At 65.0% G+C, this 26,081-nt stretch carries 27 protein-coding genes; 16 read left to right on the top strand and 11 right to left on the bottom strand.

Going from position 1 to position 26,081, the window contains the following annotated elements:
* The first annotated feature begins 10 nt into the window (after positions 1-10).
* Positions 11-1,057 (top strand): acyltransferase family protein, encoded by a 1,047-nt coding sequence (locus ACFQ24_RS17735; RefSeq protein WP_380913634.1) that lies wholly within the window; start codon positions 11-13, stop codon positions 1,055-1,057.
* Between the two features lie 150 nt (positions 1,058-1,207).
* Here the strand turns inward: ACFQ24_RS17735 and ACFQ24_RS17730 are convergent, their stop codons facing one another.
* From ACFQ24_RS17730 to ACFQ24_RS17720, 3 genes are all read right to left on the bottom strand, one after another.
* Positions 1,208-2,026, bottom strand: a complete 819-nt coding sequence (locus ACFQ24_RS17730) for a ferredoxin--NADP reductase (protein WP_380913632.1) — start codon at positions 2,024-2,026, stop codon at positions 1,208-1,210.
* A 145-nt stretch (positions 2,027-2,171) separates the two neighbouring features.
* Complete coding sequence (locus tag ACFQ24_RS17725) at positions 2,172-2,483, bottom strand: hypothetical protein (protein WP_380913630.1); 312 nt, start codon at positions 2,481-2,483, stop codon at positions 2,172-2,174.
* Positions 2,484-2,592: 109 nt separating this feature from the next.
* Positions 2,593-4,197, bottom strand: coding sequence for a phosphoenolpyruvate carboxykinase (locus tag ACFQ24_RS17720; protein ID WP_380913628.1), 1,605 nt, complete (start codon positions 4,195-4,197; stop codon positions 2,593-2,595).
* 265 nt (positions 4,198-4,462) lie between these two features.
* Here ACFQ24_RS17720 and ACFQ24_RS17715 point away from each other — a divergent pair, with 265 nt between their 5' ends.
* From ACFQ24_RS17715 to ACFQ24_RS17690, 6 genes are all read left to right on the top strand, one after another.
* Positions 4,463-5,167, top strand: a complete 705-nt coding sequence (locus ACFQ24_RS17715; protein WP_380913626.1) for a response regulator — start codon at positions 4,463-4,465, stop codon at positions 5,165-5,167.
* Positions 5,136-6,731, top strand: coding sequence for a sensor histidine kinase (locus ACFQ24_RS17710; protein WP_380913624.1), 1,596 nt, complete (start codon positions 5,136-5,138; stop codon positions 6,729-6,731). The genes ACFQ24_RS17715 and ACFQ24_RS17710 overlap by 32 nt, the downstream gene beginning before the upstream one ends.
* Before the next feature lie 62 nt (positions 6,732-6,793).
* A complete protein-coding gene (locus ACFQ24_RS17705; protein ID WP_380913622.1) occupies positions 6,794-7,243 on the top strand; it encodes an HPr kinase/phosphorylase in 450 nt (149 codons plus the stop codon).
* Positions 7,240-8,166, top strand: coding sequence for an RNase adapter RapZ (gene rapZ, locus ACFQ24_RS17700; protein ID WP_380913620.1), 927 nt, complete (start codon positions 7,240-7,242; stop codon positions 8,164-8,166). The genes ACFQ24_RS17705 and rapZ overlap by 4 nt, the downstream gene beginning before the upstream one ends.
* 28 nt (positions 8,167-8,194) lie before the next feature.
* Positions 8,195-8,599, top strand: coding sequence for a PTS sugar transporter subunit IIA (locus tag ACFQ24_RS17695; protein ID WP_066765728.1), 405 nt, complete (start codon positions 8,195-8,197; stop codon positions 8,597-8,599).
* On the top strand, positions 8,596-8,868 hold the full coding sequence (locus ACFQ24_RS17690) for an HPr family phosphocarrier protein (protein ID WP_380913618.1): 273 nt from the start codon (positions 8,596-8,598) through the stop codon (positions 8,866-8,868). The genes ACFQ24_RS17695 and ACFQ24_RS17690 overlap by 4 nt, the downstream gene beginning before the upstream one ends.
* 4 nt (positions 8,869-8,872) lie before the next feature.
* Here the strand turns inward: ACFQ24_RS17690 and ACFQ24_RS17685 are convergent, their stop codons facing one another.
* Complete coding sequence (locus ACFQ24_RS17685; protein WP_380913616.1) at positions 8,873-9,946, bottom strand: AI-2E family transporter; 1,074 nt, start codon at positions 9,944-9,946, stop codon at positions 8,873-8,875.
* Between the two features lie 126 nt (positions 9,947-10,072).
* Between ACFQ24_RS17685 and ACFQ24_RS17680 the strand changes: the two genes are divergently transcribed.
* Together ACFQ24_RS17680 and ACFQ24_RS17675 are read left to right on the top strand one after the other, a co-directional pair.
* The gene (locus ACFQ24_RS17680; RefSeq protein ID WP_380913614.1) at positions 10,073-10,870 is read left to right on the top strand and encodes a TrmH family RNA methyltransferase; all 798 of its coding nucleotides are present in this window, start codon (positions 10,073-10,075) and stop codon (positions 10,868-10,870) included.
* Between the two features lie 99 nt (positions 10,871-10,969).
* Positions 10,970-12,244: an MFS transporter gene (locus ACFQ24_RS17675; protein WP_380913612.1), complete on the top strand. Its 1,275-nt coding sequence runs from the start codon at positions 10,970-10,972 to the stop codon at positions 12,242-12,244.
* Positions 12,245-12,248: 4 nt separating this feature from the next.
* Here the strand turns inward: ACFQ24_RS17675 and ACFQ24_RS17670 are convergent, their stop codons facing one another.
* On the bottom strand, positions 12,249-12,761 hold the full coding sequence (locus tag ACFQ24_RS17670) for a GNAT family N-acetyltransferase (RefSeq protein ID WP_380913610.1): 513 nt from the start codon (positions 12,759-12,761) through the stop codon (positions 12,249-12,251).
* Between the two features lie 235 nt (positions 12,762-12,996).
* On the opposite strand from ACFQ24_RS17670, the gene ACFQ24_RS17665 reads away from it, so the two are divergent.
* The gene (locus ACFQ24_RS17665; RefSeq protein WP_380913608.1) at positions 12,997-15,621 is read left to right on the top strand and encodes a TonB-dependent receptor plug domain-containing protein; all 2,625 of its coding nucleotides are present in this window, start codon (positions 12,997-12,999) and stop codon (positions 15,619-15,621) included.
* Positions 15,622-15,730: 109 nt separating this feature from the next.
* Here the strand turns inward: ACFQ24_RS17665 and rplS are convergent, their stop codons facing one another.
* The 6 genes from rplS to ffh are packed head-to-tail and all read right to left on the bottom strand — an operon-like array spanning position 15,731 to position 19,588.
* Entirely contained in the window at positions 15,731-16,096 is a 366-nt protein-coding gene (gene rplS, locus ACFQ24_RS17660; RefSeq protein WP_380913606.1) for a 50S ribosomal protein L19, read from the bottom strand.
* A gap of 6 nt (positions 16,097-16,102) precedes the next feature.
* Positions 16,103-16,840 carry a tRNA (guanosine(37)-N1)-methyltransferase TrmD gene (gene trmD, locus ACFQ24_RS17655; protein WP_380913710.1) on the bottom strand — a complete coding sequence of 246 codons (738 nt, stop codon included), beginning with the start codon at positions 16,838-16,840 and terminating at the stop codon, positions 16,103-16,105.
* On the bottom strand, positions 16,837-17,109 hold the full coding sequence (locus ACFQ24_RS17650; protein ID WP_380913604.1) for a hypothetical protein: 273 nt from the start codon (positions 17,107-17,109) through the stop codon (positions 16,837-16,839). Before ACFQ24_RS17650 ends, trmD begins: the two co-directional genes overlap by 4 nt.
* An 11-nt stretch (positions 17,110-17,120) precedes the next feature.
* Positions 17,121-17,615 carry a ribosome maturation factor RimM gene (rimM, locus tag ACFQ24_RS17645; protein ID WP_380913602.1) on the bottom strand — a complete coding sequence of 165 codons (495 nt, stop codon included), beginning with the start codon at positions 17,613-17,615 and terminating at the stop codon, positions 17,121-17,123.
* A gap of 5 nt (positions 17,616-17,620) precedes the next feature.
* On the bottom strand, positions 17,621-18,070 hold the full coding sequence (gene rpsP / locus ACFQ24_RS17640) for a 30S ribosomal protein S16 (RefSeq protein ID WP_380913600.1): 450 nt from the start codon (positions 18,068-18,070) through the stop codon (positions 17,621-17,623).
* A 45-nt stretch (positions 18,071-18,115) separates the two neighbouring features.
* Positions 18,116-19,588, bottom strand: coding sequence for a signal recognition particle protein (gene ffh, locus ACFQ24_RS17635; protein ID WP_380913708.1), 1,473 nt, complete (start codon positions 19,586-19,588; stop codon positions 18,116-18,118).
* Between the two features lie 501 nt (positions 19,589-20,089).
* Between ffh and ACFQ24_RS17630 the strand changes: the two genes are divergently transcribed.
* The 6 genes from ACFQ24_RS17630 (at position 20,090) to ACFQ24_RS17605 (ending at position 26,004) form a co-directional block, all read left to right on the top strand.
* Positions 20,090-21,487 (top strand): amino acid permease, encoded by a 1,398-nt coding sequence (locus ACFQ24_RS17630; RefSeq protein WP_380913598.1) that lies wholly within the window; start codon positions 20,090-20,092, stop codon positions 21,485-21,487.
* 48 nt (positions 21,488-21,535) lie between these two features.
* Complete coding sequence (gene dapF, locus ACFQ24_RS17625) at positions 21,536-22,336, top strand: diaminopimelate epimerase (RefSeq protein WP_380913596.1); 801 nt, start codon at positions 21,536-21,538, stop codon at positions 22,334-22,336.
* Positions 22,337-22,338: 2 nt separating this feature from the next.
* Positions 22,339-23,583 (top strand): tRNA (N(6)-L-threonylcarbamoyladenosine(37)-C(2))-methylthiotransferase MtaB, encoded by a 1,245-nt coding sequence (gene mtaB / locus ACFQ24_RS17620; RefSeq protein WP_380913594.1) that lies wholly within the window; start codon positions 22,339-22,341, stop codon positions 23,581-23,583.
* Complete coding sequence (ftsY, locus tag ACFQ24_RS17615) at positions 23,580-24,518, top strand: signal recognition particle-docking protein FtsY (protein ID WP_380913592.1); 939 nt, start codon at positions 23,580-23,582, stop codon at positions 24,516-24,518. The genes mtaB and ftsY overlap by 4 nt, the downstream gene beginning before the upstream one ends.
* Positions 24,508-25,161, top strand: coding sequence for a septation protein IspZ (ispZ, locus tag ACFQ24_RS17610; protein ID WP_380913590.1), 654 nt, complete (start codon positions 24,508-24,510; stop codon positions 25,159-25,161). The genes ftsY and ispZ overlap by 11 nt, the downstream gene beginning before the upstream one ends.
* 228 nt (positions 25,162-25,389) lie before the next feature.
* Positions 25,390-26,004 carry a superoxide dismutase gene (locus ACFQ24_RS17605; protein ID WP_380913588.1) on the top strand — a complete coding sequence of 205 codons (615 nt, stop codon included), beginning with the start codon at positions 25,390-25,392 and terminating at the stop codon, positions 26,002-26,004.
* Positions 26,005-26,081 lie beyond the last annotated feature (77 nt).

The raw sequence follows: 26,081 nt of genomic DNA, 5'->3' as shown, positions 1-26,081 counted from the left end.
GGGAAATGACATGCAGAAGTCGCGCATCCATGCGTTCGACTATATTCGCGCGACCTGTATCATGCTGGTGGTGATCTATCATGTCCTGCTGTCGATCAACGACAGCGGCGTCCCCGTTCCGGCTGCCATCATGGAAGTCAATCGCGCCCTGTCTACCGTCCGGATGCCGGTCTTCTTCTTCGTATCCGGCATCCTGTTCCATCTTGTCTTCGAGCAGGGCAAATCCGACTTCTGGCGCAATCTGGTGGTGGGACTGGCGATCCCCTATTTGGCATGGAGCTTCGTTCAGGGCGTTGGAAAGATGATGATGCCCGGAAGCACGGCCAATCCAGTGACGGGGTCGGACCTCCTGGCGATTCTTTGGGCGCCGATCGACCATTTCTGGTTCATCTACGCCCTGATCGTGGCTCGCCTCGTCGGCAGGCTGGACGATCGCAAGGGCTATGTGATCCTTGCCGTCTTCGTCGCGAGCCTGGCCTTCTACTATCTCACCCGCGTAGACCTCATGCCCAAGGGACTGTGGTCGTCGCTGACGCGCGGGCTGACCTATTTCATCGGCGGCCTGTGGTTCGCCCGTCATTACAATATCGACTTGCTCAAAGCTCCCAGCCTGCGGGCGGCCACCATTCGCTTCGCCGTCGCGGCGATCGCTTTCATCTGCGTCCGGTATATCGACCTAGCATTCCTGATGCCCCGCTTGCCGCTGCTGGCCGGTGTGGCCCAGACGATCGTGGAACCGGCGCTGGGGATCTACGCCGCCATCACGCTGAGCCTCTCGCTGCCCGCGCCCACAAGCTTGGGAGGCCGATGCGCCGCGCTCGTCGCTCAGGGATCGCTGGTCATCTATCTGATGAACCCCATGGTTGCCGCCGTATCGCGGTCCGCCATGATAAAGGCCGGCATGGATCACTGGCTGCTGCTGTTCATCGCAGTGCTGGCGATCACGACCATGGTGCCGGTGACGATCTACCTGGTCGCCAACCGCCTGCGGCTGCTTCCCTATCTCGCTCTTGGACCCAATCGTCGGATACCGCGGGCAGCACCGGCGTCCGCCTGATACACGCCAATGACCGTTCTGACGGGCAATACGGACGCGTGGGTGTAGGCAGCTGATGGACTGACTGCTCTCCTTCCCCTCGCGGGAGGGGGAACAAAAAGACCGGGGGACATGCTCCCCCGGCCTTCCCTATCTCCGCGTCGTCAGGCCTTAACCGACGAACGCCCGCTCGATAACGAACTGCCCCGGCGCGGCGTTGCTGCCTTCGGTGAAGCCTTCGCTCTCGAAGAAGGCCGCGAACTGCTTGATCATCTCCATGCTGCCGCACATCATGATCCGGTCGGTCTCAGGGTCGAACTTCGCCGCGCCCGGAATGCCCTCGAATAGGGCGCCGCTCTCGACCAGCTTGTCGATGCGCTGCGTGTTGCCCTCGAACGGTTCGCGGGTCACGGTCGGCACATAGTGGAACTGCGCGGGCGCCTGTTCCGACACCAGCGGGTCTTCCGCCCACTTGCCTTCCAGCTCCTCGCGGAACGCCAAATCGCTCACCCGGCGCACCGAATGGACGATCACCACCTGCTCGTAAAATTCATAGACATCGGGGTCGCGCGACAGGCTGAGGAAGGGCGCAAGGCCCGTGCCGGTCGACAGCATGATGAGCCGCTTGCCCGGCAGCAGCGCGTCGGTGACGAGCGTGCCGGTCGGCTTGCGGCCGAGGTAAATCTGGTCGCCCGGCTGGATCAACTGGAGCTTCGAAGTCAGCGGCCCGTCCTGCACCTTGATCGACAGGAACTCGATCTCCTCGTCCCAGCTCGGGCTTGCCACCGAGTAGGCGCGCAGCAGCGGCTTGCCATTGTCGCCGGGCAGGCCGATCATCACGAACTCGCCCGAGCGGAAGCGGAAGCTGGCGGGCCGGGTGATGCGGAAGCTGAAAAGATGCTCGTTCCAATGCTTGACCGACAGCACGGTCTCCACGGAAAGCGCGCCGGTCGGTTCCAATGCCGGCTTGTCGGTCGTCACGTCGGTCAACAGGTCTGTCCTTGCACTTGGCCGGCCGCTTGTCCCGCGACCAGTTGCGGATCGTTCGCAATAATGATGATGTCCGCGAATTGGCCCGTCCGCGCCGCCAAGGCAAGGCCAAAAAAACTTGGGGTCGCTAAACCGCCGCCCCGCCTCAGCCGAACAGCCCCTTGGCGATGCCGCCCAGTTCGTTGAGGGGATTGCCGTCGCCGTCCCGGTCGAACATGCCGCCGATCTGGCCCAGCAACCCCTCCGGTCCGGTGAGGTTGCCGAGCAGCCCCTGGAGCGCGTCCGCCGACACGCCATGCTCGGCCGCCACTTCGGCCAGCGCTGCAACGCTCGTCTCCCCCGATCCGATCTTTGCCGCAATCTCGCTCATCAGCGCCTGCATCTGCGCAGGCTCAAGCCCGACCTGCGCCGCCACTGCTTCAAGCCCCCCCAGCTTCCCGATCAGATCGTCGAACATGCCCGTCACTCCATCATATTCTGCGCCGGAGGATAGCAGTCCGCTCGCCCCAAAGCAAAAGGCCGGAAGGATCGCTCCCCCGGCCCCTTTGCTTGTCCTGTCGGCCGGATCAGGCGGCGGCGACCAGCGCCGCGCTGCGGACGCCGTCGTCCACATGATCCTCGAACTGGGCGAAATTGTCGACGAACGCCTTGACCAGCGTCGCCGCCGTCGCGTCATAGGCGGCCTTGTCCGCCCACATGGCGCGCGGATCGAGGATGGTCGAATCGACGCCGTTCACCGCCACCGGCACTTCGAAACCGAAGTTCGGATCGGTGCGGAATTCGGCGCTGTTCAGGCTGCCGTCGAGCGCGGCGTTCAGCAGCGCGCGCGTCACCTTGATCGGCATGCGCTTGATGCCCGGCATCGTCGCCTTGCCGCCCGCCCAGCCGGTGTTGACCAGCCAGCAGGTGACGCCGCCCTTGTTGATCCGCTCCTTCAGCAGATTGCCGTAGACGCTGGGGTGGCGCGGCATGAACGGCGCGCCGAAGCAGGTCGAGAAGGTGGCGGTCGGCTCCGTCACGCCGATCTCCGTCCCCGCGACGCGCGCGGTGTAGCCGGACAGGAAGTGATACATGGCCTGCTCGGGCGTCAGCCGCGCGATCGGCGGCAGCACGCCATAGGCGTCGGCGGTCAGGAAGATGATGTTCTTGGGCACCGGGCCCAGATTCTTCTCCGACGTGTTCGGGATGAAATCGATCGGGTAGGAACCGCGGCTGTTTTCAGCGAGGCTGTTGTCGTCCAGGTCGATGGCGCGGCTTTCCTCGTCCATCACGACATTTTCCAGCACCGTGCCAAACCGCTTGGTGGTGGCGAAGATCTCCGGCTCGGCCTCGGCCGACAGGTTGATCATCTTGGCGTAGCAGCCGCCCTCGAAATTGAAGACCGCCGTGTCCGACCAGCCATGTTCGTCATCGCCGATCAGCGTGCGGCTGGCGTCGGCCGACAGGGTCGTCTTGCCGGTGCCGCTAAGGCCGAAGAAAACCGCCGTGTCGCCGTCCGGGCCGATATTGGCCGAACAGTGCATCGGCATCACGCCCTTCACCGGGAGGAGGTAGTTGAGGATGCCGAACACCGACTTCTTCATCTCGCCGGCATAGGCGGTGCCGCCGATCAGGATCAGCTTCTCGGTGAAGTTGACCGCGATCACCGTCTCCGTGCGGCTGCCGTGGCGCGCCGGGTCGGCGCGGAAGCTCGGCAGGTCGATGATCGTATATTCGGGCGCGAAACCGGGCAGCTCATCGGCGGTCGGGCGGACCAGCAGGGTGCGGATGAACAGGTTGTGCCAGGCGAATTCGTTGATGACGCGCACGTTGACGCGATGTTCGGGCTGCGACCCACCGAACAGATCGGCGACATAGAGTGTGCCCTTCTCGCCCAGCGCCTTGAAGAAGTCTTCCTTCAGCGCGGCGAAATGCTCCGGCGTCATGGGGACGTTGGTGTTGCCCCACCACACGGTGCTTTCGGTCTCTGCGTCGCGGACGATGAACTTGTCCTTTGCGCTGCGGCCGGTGTGCTTGCCGGTCTTGACGACCAGCGGACCGTCCTTCGACAGCTTGCCCTCGCCGTTGCGGGTCGCCGCTTCCACGAGCGCCGCGGTGCCGAGATTCCAATGCTGGGTGGCATGGGTGGAAATGCCCTGGTCGGCCAGGGTGATAGAGGATACGGCCTGCACGCCTTTGCTCCTGATATATGGTTGTCGGCCACGGTCGATGACGACCGCGTCCGTTCCGCTTTGTGCGCTGTGTCGCAGCGTCATTCTACGCAGACGACTTAAGGCATAGGGGGTTGTACGCACAGCGTCAAATGCGCGCATTGATCGGATCGTACCGAATTAGTGCACTCAGGTTAAGGATTCGCTGTTCAGCGGCGTCCTTGCGGCACCGCCTGTCCTCGTCTAACGCTGGACCGACACATTTATCCGCCCTTCGGGAAGCCGCATGACCGCAACCATCGCCCTGGTGGACGACGACAAGAATATCCTGACCTCGGTGTCGATCGCGCTCCAGTCGGAGGGTTTTCTGACCCGCATCTATTCCGATGCCGAAGGCGCCCTGAAGGCGCTGATCGACAATCCGGCGGACCTTGCCGTCTTCGACATCAAGATGCCGCGCATGGATGGCCTCGAACTGCTGCGTCGCCTGCGCGAAAAGAGCCAGATGCCCGTCATCTTCCTGACATCGAAGGCGGACGAACTGGACGAGGCGCTGGGCCTTGCCATGGGGGCGGACGACTATATCGCCAAGCCCTTCTCGCAGCGCCTGCTCATCGCCCGCATCCGCGCGATCCTGCGCCGGTCCGAAATGCGCGCCGCGCCCGAAACGCCCGACGAGCCGGTGGCGGATCCGATCCAGCGGGGCCGGCTGGAAATGGATCCGGCCCGCCACCGGGTGAAGTGGGACGGGCGCGACGTGACGCTCACGGTAACGGAATTCCTGATCCTGGAGACGCTGGCCCAGCGGCCCGGCGTGGTCAAGAACCGCAACCAGTTGATGGACGCCGCCTATCAGGACGACGTCTATGTCGACGACCGCACGATCGACAGCCACATCAAGCGACTGCGCCGCAAGTTTCGCGAGGTGGACCCTGAATTCAACGCAATCGACACGCTCTATGGCGCCGGCTACCGATTCTCGGAGGAATAACGACGCGCCGCTTGCGGTGCGCTGGTCGGGCCGGATGAGCCTGACGCCGCGCATCCTGGCGGTGAACGTCTTTGCGCTGGCGCTGCTCGCCGGCGGATTCTTCTATCTCGACAGCTACCGGACGCGCATCGTCGATGCCCGGCTCGACCAGTCCGCGCGGGAGCTCAACCTGCTCGCAATCGGCCTTGAAAATGCCCCGGCCAACCGCAGCGCACCGCTTATTTCCGATTATGCCAGCGAAACCGGGGACCGGGTGCGGCGCTATGCGCCCGACGGACGGCTGGTGGCGGACAGTTTCGTCCTCGGAGGCCCTCTCTATCATTTGCGCTCGCCCGCGCAGGAGGAATGGCAACGCCATGTCGCCCGCTTCCTCGACAAGGTCGTGGACAAGGTGGTGTCGGCCGACCGTCCGCCCGACTTCGAGGAACCCGCGATCGACCGGGCGCAGGCATGGCCGGAACTGATGCTCGCACGCAAGACGGGCAAGCCGCAGGCGATGAACCGCTATGCGCCCGACCGCACCTTCATGATCTCGGCGGCAGTGCCGCTGCGCGACGGCACACTGCTGCTCGCGACAGAAAATGCGCGCGATATCACCCGCACGGTACGGGCCGAGCGGTTGCGCCTGGGCATGGTGCTGGCCGTCGCCGTGCTTGCCTCGATCCTCCTCTCCCTGTTCCTTGCCCGCACCATCGTCCAGCCGCTCCAGCGCCTCGCCCGCGCTGCCGTCCGGGTGCGCCTGGGCCGCGCGCGGGAGGTGACCGTCCCGCGCCTGCCCGAACGGCGGGACGAGATCGGAATGCTCGCCCGCGCCCTGTCCGACATGAGCCACGCGCTGCGCCAGCGGATCGACGCGACCGATGCCTTCGCCGCCGATGTCAGCCATGAACTCAAGAACCCCATCGCCTCGCTCCGATCCGCCCTGGACTCGCTGGATCGGGTCGACCGGCCCGATCTGCGCGCGCAGCTCATGGCGATCGCGCAGGACGATGTGATGCGGCTCGACCGGCTCGTCACCGACATCGCCGAAGCATCCCGCGTTGACGCGGAGCTGTCGCGCACCCGGTTCGAGCCGATCGACCTTGGCTTGCTGATCGAACGCATGGTCATCGCCCGAGAGGCGCGTGGGGTGCCGCGCGGGGTCCGGCTCGCCTTCGCCCGCCCGCGCAAGGATGTCGCGGTGGTGCTGGGGGAGGAAGGCCGCCTCATCCGCGTGCTCGACAACCTCATCGACAATGCTGTGTCCTTCTCGCCCGATGGCGGGCTGGTCCAGATCATCGCCACGGTCGCCGACGACCAGGTGCTCGTCGCGGTCGAGGATGAAGGGCCGGGCGTCCCGGAGTCCGAGCGCGAACACATCTTCCGCCGGTTCCACAGCGTACGCCCGGAAGGGGAAGCCTTCGGCAAGCATTCCGGCCTTGGCCTCGCCATCGCCCGTTCGATAGTGGAGGGGCATCAGGGTCGCATCGCTATCGGTGACCGTGAAGACGCGCGGCACGGCGCCCGCTTCGTCGTCCGCCTGCCCATGGCAGTGGCGCGCGATCCCGGCATCGTGTCGGAATAGGACTGCCTCCGCCCTGATCGGCATTCCATTCCGCGGGGGGAGCGGCTAGAACTGGCCAGGGCATGGCACGCGCACTTTCATCCGAAACGCTTCACGCGACCAGCGTCGCCATCGGCGGCCGCGCCGTGCTCCTGACGGGGCCGAGCGGCAGCGGCAAGTCCGACCTCGCGCTGCGCCTGATAGACCGCGGCGCCCTGCTGGTCAGCGACGACTATACGCTGGTGAAGCGTGTCGACGGCACCCTGATCGCCACCGCGCCCGCGACGATCGCGGGCAAGATGGAGGTGCGGGGGATAGGCATCGTCGATCTGCCCGCCGCCAGTGAAGCGCCCGTGGCCCTGCTCGTCGACCTGTTCGACACGATCGATCGTATGCCGCTCGACATGCGGCGCAGGACGCTGGCCGGAATCGACGTGCCCATCGCGCGGGTCGCCCCGTTCGAAATCTCCGCCGCGATCAAGGTCGAACTCGCGCTCAAGTCGCTCGGGCTGAACGGCGCAGGGCCGGTATGAGCCAGCCCAAGACGATCCTCCTCCTGTCCGGCCTGTCGGGCGCGGGCAAGACGACCGCGCTCAAGACGCTGGAGGATATGGGGTGGGAAGTGGTCGACAACCTGCCGCTGCTCCTGCTCGACCGACTGCTCGACACGCCCCTTCCCGCCGGCCATGACGCGCAGGACGAGCGCCCGCTCGCGCTCGGCATCGACGCGCGCACCCGCGGCTTCGACGCCGAAGCGATCGTCCAGCGGATCAAGGCGCTGCGCGAACGGCACGGCCATGACATTGAAACGCTGTTCCTCGACTGTTCGGGCGCGGAGCTGGAGCGCCGCTTTGCGGAGACGCGCCGCCGTCACCCGCTTGGGCTCGACCGGCCCGCTGCCGACGGCATCGCCCGCGAACGCGAACTGACCGAGCCGCTACGCCGCTGGGCAAGCCAGGTGATCGACACCACCGGCCTCACCACCAACGCGCTGCAACAGGAAATCCGCAACCGCTTCTCGCGCGAAGGCCTGTCGGAACCGGTCCTCACCATCCTGTCCTTCGGCTATTCGCGGGGCGTCCCCCGCAATGCGGATCTGATGTTCGACATGCGCTTCCTGCGCAACCCGCATTGGGACGATCGTCTGCGGCCGCTGACCGGCCTGGATCCGGCCGTCGCCGACTATATCCGCGAAGACCCCGCCTATGAGGAGACGGTGAGCAAGATCGAGGATTTGCTCGCCACGCTCCTCCCCCGCTATGCCGAGGGCGGGAAGACCTACATCACCGTCGCGTTCGGCTGCACGGGCGGCAAGCACCGCTCCGTCCACGTCGCGACGCGCGTCGCGAAATACTTGCAAGCCGCCGGCTTTTCGCCCACGGTCCTGCACCGCAATATTGAATCGGCGCCCCAGGACAGCCTGGAGAAGCGCCGTCCGGGAGGCCCGAAAGCATAATCATGACAAAGGTGGGCCGAAGAAACAGATGATCGGACTAGTCCTCGTCACCCATGGGTCGCTGGCGACGGAATTCGTCGTGGCGATGGAACATGTGGTGGGTCCCCAACAGCAGATCGCGACGATCTGCATCGGGCCGGAAGACGATATGGAATTGCGCCGCGCGGACATCGCGGCTGCCGTGGGCCGCGTGAATGACGGGTCGGGCGTCATCCTCTTGACCGACCTGTTCGGCGGCACGCCCTCCAACCTCGCCATATCGCTGCTGAAGGCCGGCGAGATAGAGGTGATCGCCGGTATCAACCTCCCCATGCTCATCCGCCTGGAAAGCGCGCGCAAGGTCATGGACGTGCGCGCCGCCGTCGCCGCCGCGCGCGAGGCGGGTCAGAAATATATCAGCGTCGCATCAGAATTGTTGGGCAGCACCACATGAATGAAATCAGCCAGGAAGTACGGATCAGCAACAGGCGCGGCCTCCACGCCCGCGCCAGTGCGAAGTTCGTCACGCTGGCAAGCGGCCTGCCCGCCGACATCACCGTCAGCAAGGACGGCAATCACGTCACCGGCACGTCGATCATGGGCCTCATGATGCTGGGCGCCGCGATGGGCGACCATATCGTCATCAAGGCGTCCGGCCCGGAAGCGGCCGATTCTCTGGGCAAGCTCGTCACCCTGGTCGAGGACAAGTTCGGCGAGGAGTGAGCGCTTAGCTCCCGACCTGACCTTCCTTGCGCATCTCGGTGAAAATCTCCCACGTCGCCAGGAACAGCGCGGCGATCACCGGCCCGATGACGATGCCGTTGAACCCGAACAGCTCGATGCCGCCCAGCGTCGAAATCAGCACCACATAATCGGGTATCCGCGTGTCGCGCCCGACTAGGATCGGCCGTAGCAGATTGTCCACCGATCCGATGATGACCGCGCCCGATCCGACGACCACCGCGCCCTGCCAGATCGCGCCCGTGGCGAAGAGATAGAGCGCCACCGGCCCCCAGACGATCGCTGCGCCCACGGCGGGCAGCAGCGAGAAGACGCCCATCAGCACGCCCCACAGCAGCGCGCCGGGGATATCGAGCAGCCAGAAGACGACGCCGCCGATCAACCCCTGCACGATGGCGACGACGATGCTGCCCTTCACCGTCGCGCGGATCACCACAACGAAACGCTGGAGCAGCGCCTCGCGCTGATGCGGGCGCAGCGGTGCAGCCTCGGCGAAGCGCTGCGCCAGCCGATCCCCGTCGCGCAGCAGGAAGTAGGCGAGGTAGAGCATGACGCCGAGCGCGATGACGAAGCTGAACGCCCCCTGCCCGATCAGCAGCGCCTGCCCGGCGAAGGAGCGGAAGCTGCTGGTGAGGCCGCGCGTCACGGTGATCCGCGCCGCGTCGAAATTGCTGAAGCCCAGGCGCCGCAGGATGCTGTGCGCCCAATCTGGCAGCGCGGCGACCATCTGCCCGAACATCCGCTCGAAATTGATCTGGCCCGACTGGATCAGGCCATAGAAATGCGCCGCCTCCTGCACCAGCGCGAAGGTCAGGAGGATCGCGGGCACGATCACGATCGCGATGATGAGGGTCAGGCTGATCAAGGCCGCGCTGTTGCGATGCGTCGGCATCGCCTTGAGCAGCCGCTGGTTCACCGGCCAGAACAGGATGGCGACGATCACGCCCCATAGCACCGCGGCGAAGAAAGGCTCCAGCACCGCGGCGAAGGCGATCGACACCAGCACGACGACGCTCAGGAAAAAGCCATCCTCGATGCGGTGCGTCTTAGGTCCGGTCATTCCACCCCCGTAAGCAAGTTTGCAGGCCAAATCCATGGGATCGCGTGCGGGTTCCGTCCCCTCTGTCCTTTTGCGCTCTTGCCCGATAGAGAGGCCGCTTATTCTCTCTGGGATGCAGCATCGGTCGTGGCACGCGAGATTACCGGATTTTCCAACCCGCTAGTAAAGCGCGTCCGCAGCCTGCGCGAAAAGAAGTTCCGCAAGGCGGAGGGGCTTTTCCTGGCGGAGGGGCTGCGTATCCTGACCGAAGCGCGCGAGGAAGGCGTACTACCCGAAATGCTCTTTCACGCTGGGTCCACTCATCCTCTGGCGGTCGACCTGATCGCCGCGATGGAAGAGGCCGGCGGCGACGTCATCGAAACCACGCCCGACATCCTGTCCAAGATCAGCGGCAAGGACAACGCCCAGGCGGTGGTCGGCGTATATCGCGATCGCCTCACCCCACTTGCCGCGCTGGACCGGACGAAGGCCGACATCTGGATCGTCGCCCAGTCGCTGCGCGACCCCGGCAACTTGGGCACCATATTGCGCACCGGCGATGCCGTGGGCGCGGGCGGCCTCATCCTCATCGACGACTGCGTCGATCCCTTCTCGGTCGAATCGGTTCGCGCCAGCATGGGCGCGCTCTTCACCCAGTCGATCACGCAGGCGCGGTGGGAGGAATTCCTGTCCTGGCTGCGTTCCGGCCCCGGCGAATTGATCGGCACCAGCCTCAAGGCGACCCAGGATTATCAGCAGCCGCGCTATCGCAGCCCGTCCTTCCTGCTTGTAGGCAACGAGGCGCAGGGCCTGCCCGAAGACTATGAGGCGCAATGCGACCTCCTGGTGAAGATGCCGATGCTAGGCAAGGCCGACAGCCTGAACGCCGCGGTGGCGACGGCGGTCATGGCCTATGAATTGCTGAATCAGAAACGAAAGTCATAGATCATCGTCATCCCAGAGCAGGCTGGGATCTCGCTTTTTGCTGCGAGAGAGAGAAGAGAGATGCCAGCCTCCGCTGGCATGACGGAACGGGGAAAAGACATGGCGGGGACGAGTGGCATCGGCGAAATGTGGCGGCACAAGCGCGTGTTGGCCGCGAGCCTCATCGGCACGGCGGTAGAATTCTACGACTTCTACATCTACGCGACGGCCGCCAGCCTGATCTTCCCCGCGCTGTTCTTCCCTTCTTCATCGCCCAGCGCGCAACTGATGGCTTCCTATGGCAGCCTCGCACTCGCCTTTCTCGCCCGTCCCCTCGGCGCTGCGGTGTTCGGTCATTATGGCGACCGCATCGGGCGCAAGGCGACGCTGGTCACGTCGCTCATGCTGATGGGCGGCTGCACGCTGGCGATCGGCTTCCTGCCCACGCATCAGCAGATCGGCTTCTGGGCGCCGCTCATCCTCTGTCTCCTGCGCTTCGGCCAGGGCCTTGGCCTTGGCGGCGAATGGGGCGGCGCGGCGCTGCTGGCGGTGGAAAACGCCCCACCCGGCTGGCGCGCGCGCTTCGGCATGTTCCCGCAGCTGGGCGCTCCGGTCGGGTTCATCGCGGCCAACGGTCTGTTCCTCGTCCTCGGGACGATGCTGTCCGATGCGGATTTCTATGCCTGGGGCTGGCGCCTGCCCTTCCTTGGCAGCAGCGTGCTGGTCTTCCTCGGCCTCTGGGTGCGGCTGAAGCTCACCGAAACGCCGGAGTTCGCCGCCGCAAAGGCGGAAGCGCCGCCGCCTGCCGTCCCGCTCGCGACTTTGCTCTCCTCGCACCTGGGCGCGGCGATCGCCGGCACCTTCGCCTGCGCGGCCTGCTTCGCCATCTATTATATCGCGACCGCCTTCGCGCTCGGCTACGGCACCACGACGCTGGGGATCGACCGCAGCACCTTCCTCTCGCTGCAACTCGGCGCGATCCTCTTCATGGCGGTCAGCATCGTCCTCGCCGGCTGGTGGGCGGACCGGGCCAGCCCGACCCGCGTTCTGGCCTGGGGCTGCGGCGGCGCGGTGCTGATGGGCATCGTCTTCGGCCCCCTGATCGGCGCGGGCACGCTGCTTCCGATCTTCCTCGCGCTTGCGCTGGCGCTGTTCCTGATGGGCTTCGTCTACGGGCCGCTGGGCGCCTATCTCCCCGCCCTTTTTCCGATCCAGCTGCGCTATACGGGGGCATCCTTCGCCTTCAACCTGGGCGGCATTCTCGGCGGCGCGCTTGCCCCGATCGTCGCGACTTGGCTGATCGCCACCCAGGGCGTCGCGCTCGTCGGCCTCTATATGTCGGTCGCCGCCGCCATCAGCCTCATCGGCCTATGGTGGACCAGTCGCTACCCCTGACGCGTCAGATCGGCTTGCGCATCAGGATCAGCGGCACGCCGCTGTCCTCGAACGCGCGCACGTCCTCAAAGCCGAAGCGGCGGTAGAGCGGCAAACCCGCCATCGTCGCGGACAGTTCGAGCGCCCAGAAGCCCTCCGCCCGCGCTGCTGCTTCGCACAAGGACAGAATCAGCATCCCCACGCCCTGCCGCACATGATCAGGGTGGGTGTACATCGCCCGAACCTTCGCCGCCTCACGCGCCGGGTCGAGCAACCGATCGTCGCGCCCGGCGCTGCCGTCATTGCCATAAGGCGTCGCCCGCCGGCTCCATCCCCCGCATCCCGCGATCGCGCCGTCCCGCTCCACCACGAAATAAGTGCCGTCCGCGATCAGTCGCCGATCCAGCCCCATGAAGCCATGGGACGCGCGCACCTGCGCCGGGCTGAGAAAGGCGTCCTGCAACCGGTCGATGGCGAGGGTCATCACAGTGGAAAGGACGGGTTCGTCCGATGGCAGGGCAAGGCGGTGGTTAAGCATGGGTCCAATTCAGATTGTGGAGGTAGCTACAACGAACGAACGCCATCAATCCGCAATAAAAAAATTCCGTGTGTAGCTTTTATGTAACACATTGGCCAAATCCTGCGTCGCCCCTTCGCAGTCGCAACAAGCCACCTTGAGCCAAGCGGTACTCGACATATGCTGGCAACAAAACTCGGGACGTCAGAGGATGGATTGAAGGGCCCTGATACGATCAAAAAAGGGGGCTTAATCTATGACCGAACACATATTCGCCCGTGGCCTGACCGCGGCGTTGCTCGCTACCACGATGCTGGGCGCCATGGCCTCGCCAGCCTTCGCGCAAGAGCCTGCCCCCCCCGCGGCGGAGGATGCGGAGCAGCCAACGATCGTCGTCATCGGAACGCGGCGCACCGATCGTTCCGTCACCGATTCGGCATCGCCCATCGACGTCATCGGGGCAGCGGAACTGGCGACCCAGCCGGCGGCCGACATGCTCGAAGTCGTGAAAAACCTCGTGCCCAGCTTCAACGTCGCGCAGAACGCGATTTCCGACGCTTCCACCTTCGTTCGCGCTCCGTCCATCCGCGGCCTTGCGGGCGACATGGCGCTGGTCATGATCAACGGCAAGCGCTTCAACCGCTCCGCGCTGGTGCAGGTCGCGGCCGGCGACCCGACCAACAATCTCTCGCAGGGCTCCGACATTGCGGTGCTGCCATCCATCGCCTTTGGCAACCTGCAAATCCTGCGTGAAGGCGCGACCGCGCAATATGGTTCGGACGCCATCGCCGGCGTGCTGAACTATGCGCTGCGCGAGGACGAAGGACTGGAAGTCAACACCCGCTACGGCCAGTTCTACGACAATGGCGGCGACGGCATATCGCGGCAGATCGCGGCCTATGCCGGCGTCAAGCTGGGCGACCGTGGCTTCATCTCGGTCGCGGGCGAATATAACAAGGACGATGGCACCATCCGCAACGCGACCCGGCCCAGCGCCGTATTGTTTGCGCAGGCAAATCCCGGTCTGGCGTCGCAACTGCCCAACTATCCCGACCCGGTGCAGATTTTCGGCAATTCGCCGGCCGAAGGATGGAAGGCCACGGTCAACGCCCATTATGACGTAACCGACGCGACCCAGCTCTACGCATTCGGCAATTTCGCGCATTCCAAGATTACGCAAAGCTTCAACTATCGTCCGCCCATCACCTATTCTGCGACCGACACGGCCGGCGTCGTGCGTCCGCAGTCACGCAACACGGCGTTCAGCCATCCGATCTACCTGACCCCCTGCCCGGCGAACAGCCAGACCTGCGCCGCAGGCGGGTTCGTGAAGGACAACAATACCTTCTCCTTCTCCTCATTGTATCCGGCGGGCTTTACCCCCCAGTTCGTGGGTGTGAAGGATCAGGCATTCGGCGTATTGGGCATCAAGGGTGACCTGATCGAGAACCTGACGTTCGACGTGTCGGGATCGCTCAGCCGCAACGCGCTGACCCTGTCCATGTTCGACTCGCTCAGCCCCTCCTATGGGCCGCTCTCGCAGACGGAGTTTGAATTCGGTTCGCTGATCCAGAGGGAAACCAATCTGAACGCCGATTTCGTCTATTCGCTTGATGCCGGCCTGGCCAGCCCGGTCACCATCGCGTTCGGCGGCGAATATCGCAAGGAAACCTACGAGGCGACCGAAGGCGACCCACAATCCTATGGCATCGGGCCGTATGCCACTCAGGTGCTGTATGTCGAAACGGCGCCCGGCGTGTACGCTCTGGATTCCACCGTCACCATGCCCCCCGGTGCGAGCGGCTATGGCGGCACCAGCCCGGATGCGGCCGAGAGCTTTTCGCAACATTCCTATGCCGGCTATCTCAGCGCGGAAGTCGACCTGACCGACACGCTGTCGGTGGGCGCCGCTGGTCGCTATGAACATTACAGCACCTTCGGGTCCGCCACGGTGGGCAAGGTCAACGCGCTGTGGAAGATCACGCCGGCAGTCTCGGTACGCGGTACGATCGGCACCGGCTATCACGCGCCGTCGCCGGGCCAGAGCAACGTCCAGATTCTGACGACGGCCTTCACCAACGGTATTCAGGTGCAGACGGGCACCTATCCCGTCAGCAATCCGATTGCGCAATATTTCGGCGCAACCCCTCTGAAGCCGGAAAAGTCCACCAACTACGGTCTGGGCTTCGTGTTCAAGCCCTTGCCCAATCTGACTCTGACGGTCGACGGTTACTGGATCAAGATCAAGGATCGTATCGGCACGTCGCAGACCTATAGCGTCACCGCCGCGGACATCGCTGCCCAGCCCGCCCTGCTGGCGGTGGGGGTCGGCGGCGACGTCAATTACCCCACGAGCGCCTACGACTCACGGACTGCGGGTATCGACTTTGTCGGCACCTACAGGACGGGTCTGGGTGATGGTTCGCTCAACCTGACGCTGGCCTATAACTATAATGAAACGAAGGTGACGAAGTTCGATGCGGCTATCATCAGCGCCTCCCAGAAGAAAGACATCGAAGGCACCATTCCAAAGCATCGCGCTACGTTGACTGGAACCTATGCCATCGGCGACCTAACGATCACGGCGCGTGAGAACTTCTTCGGCTCGTTCATTCTGGAAGACGCGTTCCCCGGTCAGAAATTCGGGTCCAAATTCACCACCGACCTGGAAGTCAGCTACAAGATCGCCGACCATTACACGTTGGCGGTGGGCGCGACCAACCTGTTCAATACCTACCCGGACAAGATCAAGGCGACTGCCGCAAACCCGATCTACGTGCTGACCAACAGCCTGTCGAACGGCCAGGTCTATCCGAACAGCGGCGGGCCTTTCGGCGCCAATGGCGGCTTCTGGTACGCCCGCCTGAAGGTGAAGATCTGACAGCCAGCTTCACGCAAAAAGAAATCGGGCGCCGAAAGGCGCCCGATTTTTTAAGTCCCATTGCGAAGCGGGGAAGAAGGTGCTGGCAGCGTCTTCTTCCTCCAGCCAATCAACCTTCGCGGTTGTCGCGGCGCTCGGCGATGCGGGCGCGCTTGCCGGTGCGGCCGCGCAGATAGTAGAGCTTGGCGCGACGCACGACGCCGCGGCGGACCACGGTGATGCTGTCGATGTTGGGCGAATAGAGCGGGAACACGCGCTCCACGCCTTCGCCGAACGAAATCTTGCGCACGGTGAAGTTGGAACCCATGCCCTTGTTGGAGCGGGCGATGCACACGCCCTCATAGGCCTGGACACGGCTCCGGTCGCCTTCGATGACCTTCACGCCGACGCGCAGCGTGTCGCCGGGGCGAAAATCGGGGATGTCCTTGCCGAGGGCGGCGATGCTTTCCGCCTCGATCTGCTGGATGATGTTCATGTAACGTCAGTCCTCAACTTTGCGTTGCGCACCAGAGGGCGGTTGGTCCCGAACGCCGATATGACGTTCCCAAAGGTCCGGCCGCCTTAGCCGTGTATCATCTTCCGCCCTTTGTTTCCGCCAGGCGGCGATCTTCGCATGATCCCCCGATCGCAACACTTCAGGGATCGTACGCCCCTCCCAGTCTACCGGGCGGGTATAATGCGGATATTCGAGCAGCCCCGTTTCGAAGGACTCCTCGACTCCGCTTGAAGCCGCGCCCATTACACCGGGAAGCAGCCTGACGCAAGCATCGAGCAGCAGCAGCGCCGCCATCTCTCCGCCCGACAATATGATGTCGCCCATGCTGACCTGTTCGATCGGCCGCGCGTCGAAAATCCGCTCGTCGAACCCCTCGAACCGGCCACACAGGATGGTCGCGCCCGGCCCCTCCGCCAGCGCCCTTACCCGCGCCTGCGTGATCGGCGCACCACGCGGCGTCATCGCCAGCACCGGAAGATCGGGCCGCGCGGCCAGCGCATAGTCGACCGCCCTCGCCACGATGTCGGCGCGCAGCACCATGCCTGCCCCCCCGCCGGCCGGCGTATCGTCCACGGTGCGATGCTTGTCGGTGGCGAAGTCGCGGATATGGATCGGCGCGCAGGACCATTTACCTTCGGCCAGCGCCCGCCCCGCCAGCGACAGGCCAAGCGGACCGGGGAACATCTCGGGATAGAGGGTGAGAACCTGCGCGGTGAAGCTCATCGCCGCCGTGCCCGCAGGCGCGCCGCGGACCAGCCGCCTGCCATGCACAATATCCCGCATATCAGCAGCGCGATGCCGATCGCGCGGAGCATGTCGGCAAAGGGCCGTTCGGGATGCGCCAGCGCCGGGAGGAGCAACAGCAGGGGGATGGGCAGCACCAGCGCGACCGCCGTCCACAGCTTCGCCCGCCGCGGCCAGCCGATGCCGTGCAGCCGCCACCCGGCGACCAGCATGAAGATCAGATAGACGGCGGTGACGATCCGGGCCATGTCCATGCCGGTCAGGACACGAAGGCGGCGTCGATCACCGCCCCGTCCTCGCCCAGCGTGACGACATGCATCGGCGCCATGAAGCGCCTGGGCTTCTGGCCGTCCACCGCGGGACGCTCGACCTCGACGATATCGCCCGCGCCGAAATTCTCGACCGCGACGATCTCGCCCAGCGCCTCGCCCTCGCTCGACGTGCAAGGCAGGCCGATGAGGTCGGCATGATAATATTCGCCCTCGCCCAGCGGCGGCAGGGCGGATCGCGGCACCGTCAATTCGGTGCCGCGCAACGCCTCGGCCGCGCTGCGATCGCCGATTTCGGCAAAGCGCGCCACCGCGCCATTGGGGCCGGGACGCACCGACTTCAACGTCAGGCCGCGTCCCGCCGCATCGAAGCCCTTATAGGCTTTGAGGCTTTCCACCCCTTCGCCGAAGAGCTTCAGGCGAACTTCGCCCGTCACGCCATGCGCGCCGATGATGACGGCGAGGGTGACGGGCTTGTCGGTCAAAGGGTTCAGCCCTCGGCCTGCTCGGCGGCAGCTTCCTCAGCGGGAGCTTCCTCGGCGGCGGGCTCTTCCGCCGGCGCCTTGGCGGCTTCTTCCGCAGCCTTGCGGGCTTCTTCGGCTTCGGCCAGCTTGGCGGCACGATCTTCGGCGCGCTCCTTGGCCTTCTGGCCCGGCTCGGCCTTGTTCGGGTTGTTGCGCGCCTTGCGCTCCTTCACGCCGGCGGCGTCGAGGAAGCGGGCGACACGGTCGGTCGGCTGCGCGCCGGCTTCGATCCAGTGCTTGGCCCGCTCGGCGTCCAGAACGACGCGCTTCTCGTCGCCCTTGGGCAGGACGGGATTGTAGCTGCCGATGCGCTCGATGAACTTGCCGTCACGCGGGGCGCGGCTGTCGGCCACGACGATGCGGTAATAGGGGCGCTTCTTGGAGCCGCCGCGCGACAGACGGATGGAGGTTGCCATGGAACTTCTTGCCTTTCTACTTACGATTCAATGCGTTGAAACAAATTACTTCTTCATGAAATTCTGAAAGCCGGGCGGCAGCTTGGGCATGTTGCCGCCAAGTCCACCCAGGCCACCCAGCCCCGACAGGTCGGGCGGCGATCCGCCCTCCGGCCCGCCAAGACCACCCATGCCGCCACCGCCAGTGAACATCTTGGCGAGACCCTTGAGCCCGCCCATCTTGCGGATCTTCTTCATCGCCGTTTCCATCTCCTGATGCATTTTCAGGAGACGGTTGACGTCCTGCACGGTGCGGCCGGAACCCTTGGCGATGCGGATCTTGCGCTTGGCGTTGATGAGCGCGGGCTTCTCCCGCTCCTTGGGCGTCATGGAGCCGATCATCGCGTCCAGATGGATCAACGTCTTGTCGTTCGCACCGCTCGCCGCCATCGCCGCCTGCGCCTTCTTGAGGCCCGGCAGCATGCCCGCAAGCGCGCCAAGCCCGCCCATACGGCGCATCTGATTGAGCTGGGCGCGCAGGTCGTTCATGTCGAACTGACCCTTCGCCATCTTCTTGGCGAGCTTGTCGGCCTCCTCGGCATCGATCGTCTCGGCCGCGCGCTCGACCAAGCTGACGACATCGCCCATGCCCAGAATGCGCTGCGCGACGCGCGCGGGGTGGAAGGGTTCGATCGCGTCCAGCTTCTCGCCGGTGCCCGCAAACTTGATCGGCCGACCCGTCACCGCGCGCATCGACAGCGCCGCGCCGCCCCGCGCATCGCCATCCATACGGGTCAGCACCACGCCAGTCAGCGGCACCTGCGCCGTGAAGTTGGTCGCGACATTGACCGCGTCCTGCCCCGTCAGCGAGTCGACGACGAGCAGGATTTCGGCCGGGTTCGCCGCGTCGGCAACCGCCTTCATCTCGTCCATCAGCGCCTGGTCGACATGGAGGCGACCCGCCGTGTCGAGCATCACCACGTCGAAGCCCTGGAGCTTGGCCGACTGGAGCGCGCGCTTCGCGATCTCGACCGGCTGCTGCCCCGGCACGATCGGCAGCGTCGCCACGTCAGTCTGCGTGCCGAGCACCGCCAGCTGTTCCTGCGCTGCCGGGCGCTGGACGTCGAGCGACGCCATCAGCACCTTCTTGCGCTCTTTTTCCTTCAGCCGCTTGGCGATCTTGGCGGTCGTGGTCGTCTTGCCCGACCCCTGAAGCCCGACCATCATGATGACGGCAGGCGGGGTCACGTCGATCAGCAGGTCGCTGGTGTCCGACCCCAACGTCTCGGTCAGCGTGTCGGAGACGATCTTGACGACCATCTGCCCCGGCGTGACGGAGCGCAGCACGTCGCTGCCCACCGCGCGCTCGGTCGCCTGGTCTACGAACTGGCGCACCACCGGCAGGGCGACGTCGGCCTCCAGCAGCGCGATCCGCACCTCGCGCATCGCGGCGCGGACATCGTCCTCCGTGAGCGCGCCGCGCCCCCGCAGCTTGTCGAAGACCCCGCCTAGACGATCGCTGAGCGAATCGAACATCATCACCTCAAATCGGAGCCTTGCGGCGCCATGAAAAACCCTCGCACCTCCAAACGACAAAATCGCCGGCGGGCGAAACCTCGCCGGCCAGCGTCCATCCGATGCCCCACCTGGGCGTCCTGGAGTCGTCAGAGTCGAACGGCGCGCCGCCCGATGCTGGGTGGGCCCTTAGGGGAAAGCGGGGGGAATGGCAAGTGTGAGAGCGGAGATGGCAGAATTAGGTGAGTTGCGGATGGTATCCTACCCGTCATGCCAGCGCAGGCTGGCATCTCTCTGTTCATTTCGGCGCCCAAAGGAAATGAGATCCCAGCCTTCGCTGGGATGACAGAATTAGTGGTTTGCAGACCCGTCTCTCCTACTCCGCCCCCGTTTGCTAGGCTCCAAGGCACGATGCCCTGCTCAACTCCCGACTTTCCGATAGGATCAACCCCGCGTAATTTTATGTCGCATTCTGCGGGAAATATGCGAAGTTAAGGGGAAAAATAGAGGGGAGCCTTCCAAATCATGAGCTGGACACGCCGCAAACCGATGGACGCGATGGTGCCGCAGGAGAGCGGTCACCAACTCGCCCGCACCCTCTCCTGGCCGCACCTGCTGGCGCTCGGCGTGGGCGCGATCGTGGGGACCGGCATCCTGACGCTGATCGGCGTCGGCGCGGATCGGGCCGGTCCTGCCGTCCTCCTCTCCTTCGCCATTGCCGGCGCGATCTGCGCCTGCGCGGCGCTCGCTTATGCCGAACTCTCCACCATGATGCCGGCGGCCGGCAGCGCCTACAGCTACTCCTATGTCGTGCTGGGCGAAGGGATCGCGTGGATCGTGGGCTGGTCGCTCATCCTCGAATATAGCCTAGTCGTCTCGACCGTGGCGGTCGGCTGGTCGGGCTATGCCGGGCCGCTGCTGACCCCGCTTGGCTTCCCGCTGGCGTTGACGCAGGGGCCGGAGCTGGGCGGCATCGTCAACCTGCCCGCCATCTTCATCATCGCCGTGGTCGCCGGGCTGCTGATGGTCGGCACGAAGGAAAGCGCGCGCCTCAACACCATCCTCGTCCTCATCAAGATCGTGACGCTGAGCCTGTTCGTCGCCTATGCCCTCCCCGCCTTCGATGCCGCCAACCTGGAGCCGTTCATGCCCTTCGGCTTCGCCAAGCATATGGGACCGGACGGGGTTGAGCGCGGCGTCATGGCGGCCGCCGCGATCATCTTCTTCGCCTTCTACGGCTTCGACGCCATCTCGACCGCGGCGGAGGAAGCCAAGAACCCCGATCGCGACCTTGCCATCGGCATCGTCGGATCGCTGGTCGCCTGCACGCTGATCTACGTCCTCGTCGCCGCCGCCGCGATCGGTGCGATGCCCTTCACCCGCTTCGCCGACTCACCCGAGCCGCTGGCCCTCATCCTGCGCGAAATGGGCCAAGGCAGTATCGCCCGCGTCGTCGCCATCGCCGCCGTCATCGCCCTGCCCACCGTGCTGCTCGGCTTCCTCTATGGCCAGAGCCGCATCTTTCTGGTCATGGCGCGGGACGGATTTCTGCCGCAAAGCCTCGCCCGTATTTCAAAGCGCGGCACGCCGGCGCGCATCACCGCCGTCACCGCGATCCTCGTCGCGATCATCGCTGGCCTCCTGCCCATCGACGAGATCGCGGCGCTGGCGAACGCCGGCACGCTGATCGCCTTCACCGCCGTCGGCCTCTGCCTCCTCGTCCTGCGCAAGCGCGCGCCCGACATCCGCCGCCCCTTCCGCACGCCCGCCGCATGGGCAGTCGGCATCGGCGCGGTCGCGGGCTGCGCCTATCTCTTCATCAGCCTGCCGATGAAGACCATTTTCGCCTGCGCGGCATGGAACGCGATCGGGTTGGCGGTCTATTGGCTTTATGGGCAGCGGCGGGCGGCTGTCGCTCAATAAGCGACGCACTGGCCTTTTCCCCCCATCCGCACTACATGCGCGCCCATCATGGGACGCTTCTCGAAAATGCATGGCCTCGGCAACGATTTCGTCGTGATCGATGCCCGCGGCGCGCCGCTGGACATGACGGAAGCGCGCGCGCGCGCCATTGCGGATCGCCATGCCGGCATCGGCTGCGATCAGCTCATCATCATCGGTGAGGCAGCGGACGCCGATGTGTCGATGCAGATTTTTAATGCCGACGGCAGCGAGGTCGAAGCCTGCGGCAACGCGACCCGCTGCGTGCCCTTGTTCGTGGGCCGCGATGTGACCATCCGCACGAAGGCCGGTCTGCTCGACGCGCGCCTGATCGATGGCGGGGTCAGCGTCGATATGGGCGTGCCCCGATTCGATTGGGACGCGATCCCGCTCGCCTATCCCATGGACACGCTGACCATGGGTGCGAGCTGGGAAGACCTGCCCGCACCCGCCGCCGTCAATGTCGGCAACCCGCATGTCGTCTTCTTCGTAGACGATCTGGACAGTGTGAACTTCGACCGGCTCGGCCCGTTGATCGAGCACGATCCGCTCTTCCCCGCGCGCGTGAACGTCAATTTCGCGCAGGTCGCGGGGGACAACCATATCCGCCTGATCGTCTGGGAACGCGGGGCGGGCCTCACCCGCGCCTGCGGCACCGGGGCGTGCGCCACAGCCGTCGCCGCAATCCGGCGCACGCTGATGCGCGGCCCTGTCACCGTCACCTTGCCAGGCGGCGACCTGCTAATCGAATGGACGCCGGGCGGGCATATCCAAATGACCGGCCCCGCCACCCATGTCTTCGATGGCGAGGCCGACTGGTCGCGTTTTTAAGGATGAGCGGCCCAGAGATCATCACCATGGGCTGCCGCCTCAATATCGCGGAGAGCGAGGCGATCAGGGACATGGCGGCAGGACAGGATGACCTGATCGTCGTCAACAGTTGCGCCGTCACTGCCGAAGCCGTCCGCCAGACTGGTCAGGCCATCCGCCGCGCCCGCCGCGATCGCCCCGACGCCCGCATCCTCGTCACTGGCTGCGCCGCCCAGACCGAACCCCAGACCTTCGCCGCCATGGCCGAAGTGGACGCGGTGATCGGCAACCGGGAAAAGATGGAGCCCGCCTCCTTCCTTCCCGCTCCCGAGCGAGTGAAAGTCGCCGACATCATGGCCGTCCGCGACACCGCGCCGCACATGGCGAGCGCCTTCGCCGACCATGCCCGCGCCTTCCTGGAAGTACAGAATGGCTGCGACCACCGCTGCACCTTCTGCATCATTCCCTATGGCCGCGGAAACAGCCGATCCGTGCCGGCGGGCGCGGTGGTGGACAAGGCGCGTGAACTGGTGGATGCGGGCTATCGCGAGATCGTCCTGACCGGCGTTGATGTGACCAGCTATGGCCCGGACCTTCCCGGGAGGCCCTCGCTCGGCCTGCTGGTGGAACGCCTGTTGAAGCATGTGCCGGATCTTCCCCGGCTGCGCCTGTCCTCGATCGACAGCGTGGAAATCGATGAACGCCTCTTCGACCTAATCGTCCACGAACCGCGCATGATGCCGCACCTCCATCTGTCGCTGCAGGCAGGGGACGACCTGATCCTGAAGCGCATGAAGCGCCGCCACAGTCGCGCGGATGCCATCCGGATCGTCGAGCGCCTGAAAGGCATCCGCCCCGACATCAGCATCGGCGCGGACATCATCGCCGGCTTCCCAACCGAGGACGAGGCGATGTTCGAGAACAGCCTGGCGCTGGTGGAGGATTGCGACATCGTCCACGGCCACATCTTCCCCTACTCGCCGCGCGCCGGCACCCCCGCCGCGCGGATGCCGCAGGTCGATCGCACCACCATAAAGGCCCGCGCCGCCCGCCTGCGCGCCGCCTGCGCGGAGCGCCGGGAGGCCTGGTTGCGCGCGCTGATCGGCACGACGCAATCGATCCTGGTCGAGCGCAGCGGCCTGACAGGCCATGCCGAAAATTTCGCTCCGGCACGCTTCATGACGGCGCAGACGCCATCGTCCATCGTCCGCGCCACCATCACGGGACTTGAGAAGGGCGTCCTGTTGGCGCAAGAGGCAGCCCGATGACCGACACTAGTGGAAACAGCTGGCGTGACCGTCTCTTCGGCGGCCTCAAGCGCACATCCGACCGGCTGGGCGAGAATCTGTCCGGCCTGTTCAAGGCCGCGCTGGACGACCAAACCCTCGACGAGATCGAGGAAGCGCTCATCATGACCGATCTTGGCCCGGCCATGGCCGCGCGCGTGCGCGACCGGCTGGCGGCGGGCCGCTACAATCGGGAGATCACCGAGGACTATCTGCGCGAGATCATCGCGGAGGAGATCGAGAAGGTTCTGGCCCCGGTCGCCAAGCCGCTGGAGATCGAGGCCTTCCCGCGTCCGCAGGTAATCCTCGTGATCGGCGTCAACGGCTCTGGCAAGACGACCACCATCGCCAAGCTCGCCAATAATTTCCTGGAGCAGGATTATGGCGTGATGCTAGCGGCGGGCGACACCTTCCGCGCGGCCGCCATAGGCCAGCTCAAGGTGTGGGCGGATCGGCTGGGCGTCCCCATCGTAGCCGGCAAGGAAGGCGGCGACGCGGCCGGCATCGTGTTCGACGCGGTGAAGCAGGCGACGGCGACCGGCATCGACGTTCTCATCGTCGATACGGCAGGCCGCCTCCAGAACAAGACGGAGCTGATGGACGAGCTTGCCAAGGTCCGCCGCGTACTCGGCCGATTGAACCCTGCCGCCCCCCATGACGTTGTGCTGGTTCTGGATGCCACCACGGGACAGAATGCGTTGAACCAGATCGAAGTCTTCAAGGAAACCGCGCAGGTCACCGGCCTCGTCATGACGAAGCTGGACGGCACCGCGCGCGGCGGCGTGCTGGTCGCAGCGGCGGAGAAATATCGCCTGCCCATCCATGCCATCGGGGTGGGCGAGAAGATCGAGGACTTGCGGCCCTTCGACCCCGCCGACATGGCGAAGGCAATCGCAGGGACCGCCTATGCCCGCTAACGCTGCCAAGCCCGCCCATGGCGGCGCGCTCAGCCTGGCCCTGGATTTCGGGCCGCTGCTCGTCTTCTTCCTGACCTACAAGGGGGCCGGCTGGGTTTGGGGTCCGGGCAATCCGCTCACCGCCATGTCGTTCAGCACCGCTGCCTTCATGGCCGCGATCGTCATCGCGGTGATCGTGTCGAAGGTGAAGCTGGGCCGGGTATCGCCCATGCTCTGGCTGTCGGCGCTGCTGATCCTCTTCTTCGGCGGGCTCACCATCTATTTTCACGATCAGCGCTTCATTCAGCTCAAACCCACGATCATCTACGCCTTCTTCGCGCTGATGTTGTTTGCGGGGCTGATGCGCGGCAAGCCGCTGCTCAAATATCTGCTCCAGGCCGCCTATGACGGTCTGACGGAGACAGGATGGCTCAAACTGTCGCGCAACTGGGCGCTGTTCTTCGTGGCGATGGCGATCGCAAACGAAGCCATGCGCCGGACGATGAGCTTTGATACCTGGCTCGCCGTGAAGGTCTGGGGTGTTACCATCGTGTCAGTGGTCTTCGCCGCCGCCAACATCCCGATGCTGATGCGGCATGGGCTGAGGCTGGGTGAAGAACACACGGCCGAGGACATTGGCGAGACAAGTCCTCCGCAAGGGTGAAATACGCTCTTCCTGCACCAGAAGCGGCATGGAAGATCAACCGCGGAAGCGACGGTTAGCCCGCCATTTTGTGAGATCGTTTCGCAATAAGCGTATCCCCCTTCCAATCCGCGCTGGCAGGCGCATATGGGAAGCGCGGCGGGCTTCCAGCCACGCCCGGACACATGATCCTTCCGGCCGCTCCATTCGCTGAGCGGCCGCCCCATCACGAACCCGAGGAGTTCTGCCATGGCCTTTGTTTTGCCTGACCTGCCCTATGCCAAGGACGCCTTTGGCGACATCCTGTCCGCCGAAACCTTCGACTACCACCACGGCAAGCATCACAACGCCTATGTCGTGAAGGCCAATGAGTTGATCGCCGCCGATCCCGCGCAGCAGGGCAAATCACTGGTCGAGCTGATCAAGTCGACCAAGGGCGGGCTGTTCAACCAGGTCGGTCAGATCTGGAACCACACTTTCTACTGGAATTCGCTGACCCCCACGAAGACCGCGCCCAGCGGCGAGCTGCTCGACAAGATCAACGCAGCGTTCGGTTCGGTGGACGCCCTGATCGAGAAGCTGAAGGCGGAAGCCGTCGGCCATTTCGCCAGCGGCTGGGCCGCGCTGATCCTGAAGGACGGGGCGCTCGAAGTCACCAGCTATCACGACGCCGACACGCCGGTCGCGCATGAAGGTCATGCGCCGCTGCTGATCCTCGATGTGTGGGAACATGCCTATTATATCGACTATCGCAACGCCCGGCCCAACTATGCCGACCGCGTGCTGAAGGACGCGATCAACTGGGACTTCGCCGCCCAGAATCTGGATGGCCAGGGCGCCAGCCGCGCCGATCAGCCGGGCTGATGGCGACGGTGGGGCCGGTCCCCGCCGGCTCCTTTGTCGATTGATCGATCGGCGGCGTGCAAGCGCCGCCGATTGTC

The organism is Sphingobium olei (assembly GCF_042678845.1).
Lineage (GTDB): Bacteria > Pseudomonadota > Alphaproteobacteria > Sphingomonadales > Sphingomonadaceae > Sphingobium > Sphingobium olei.
The sequence above is the reverse complement of the archived record's forward strand: the minus strand, read 5'-3'. Positions and strand labels throughout refer to the sequence as shown.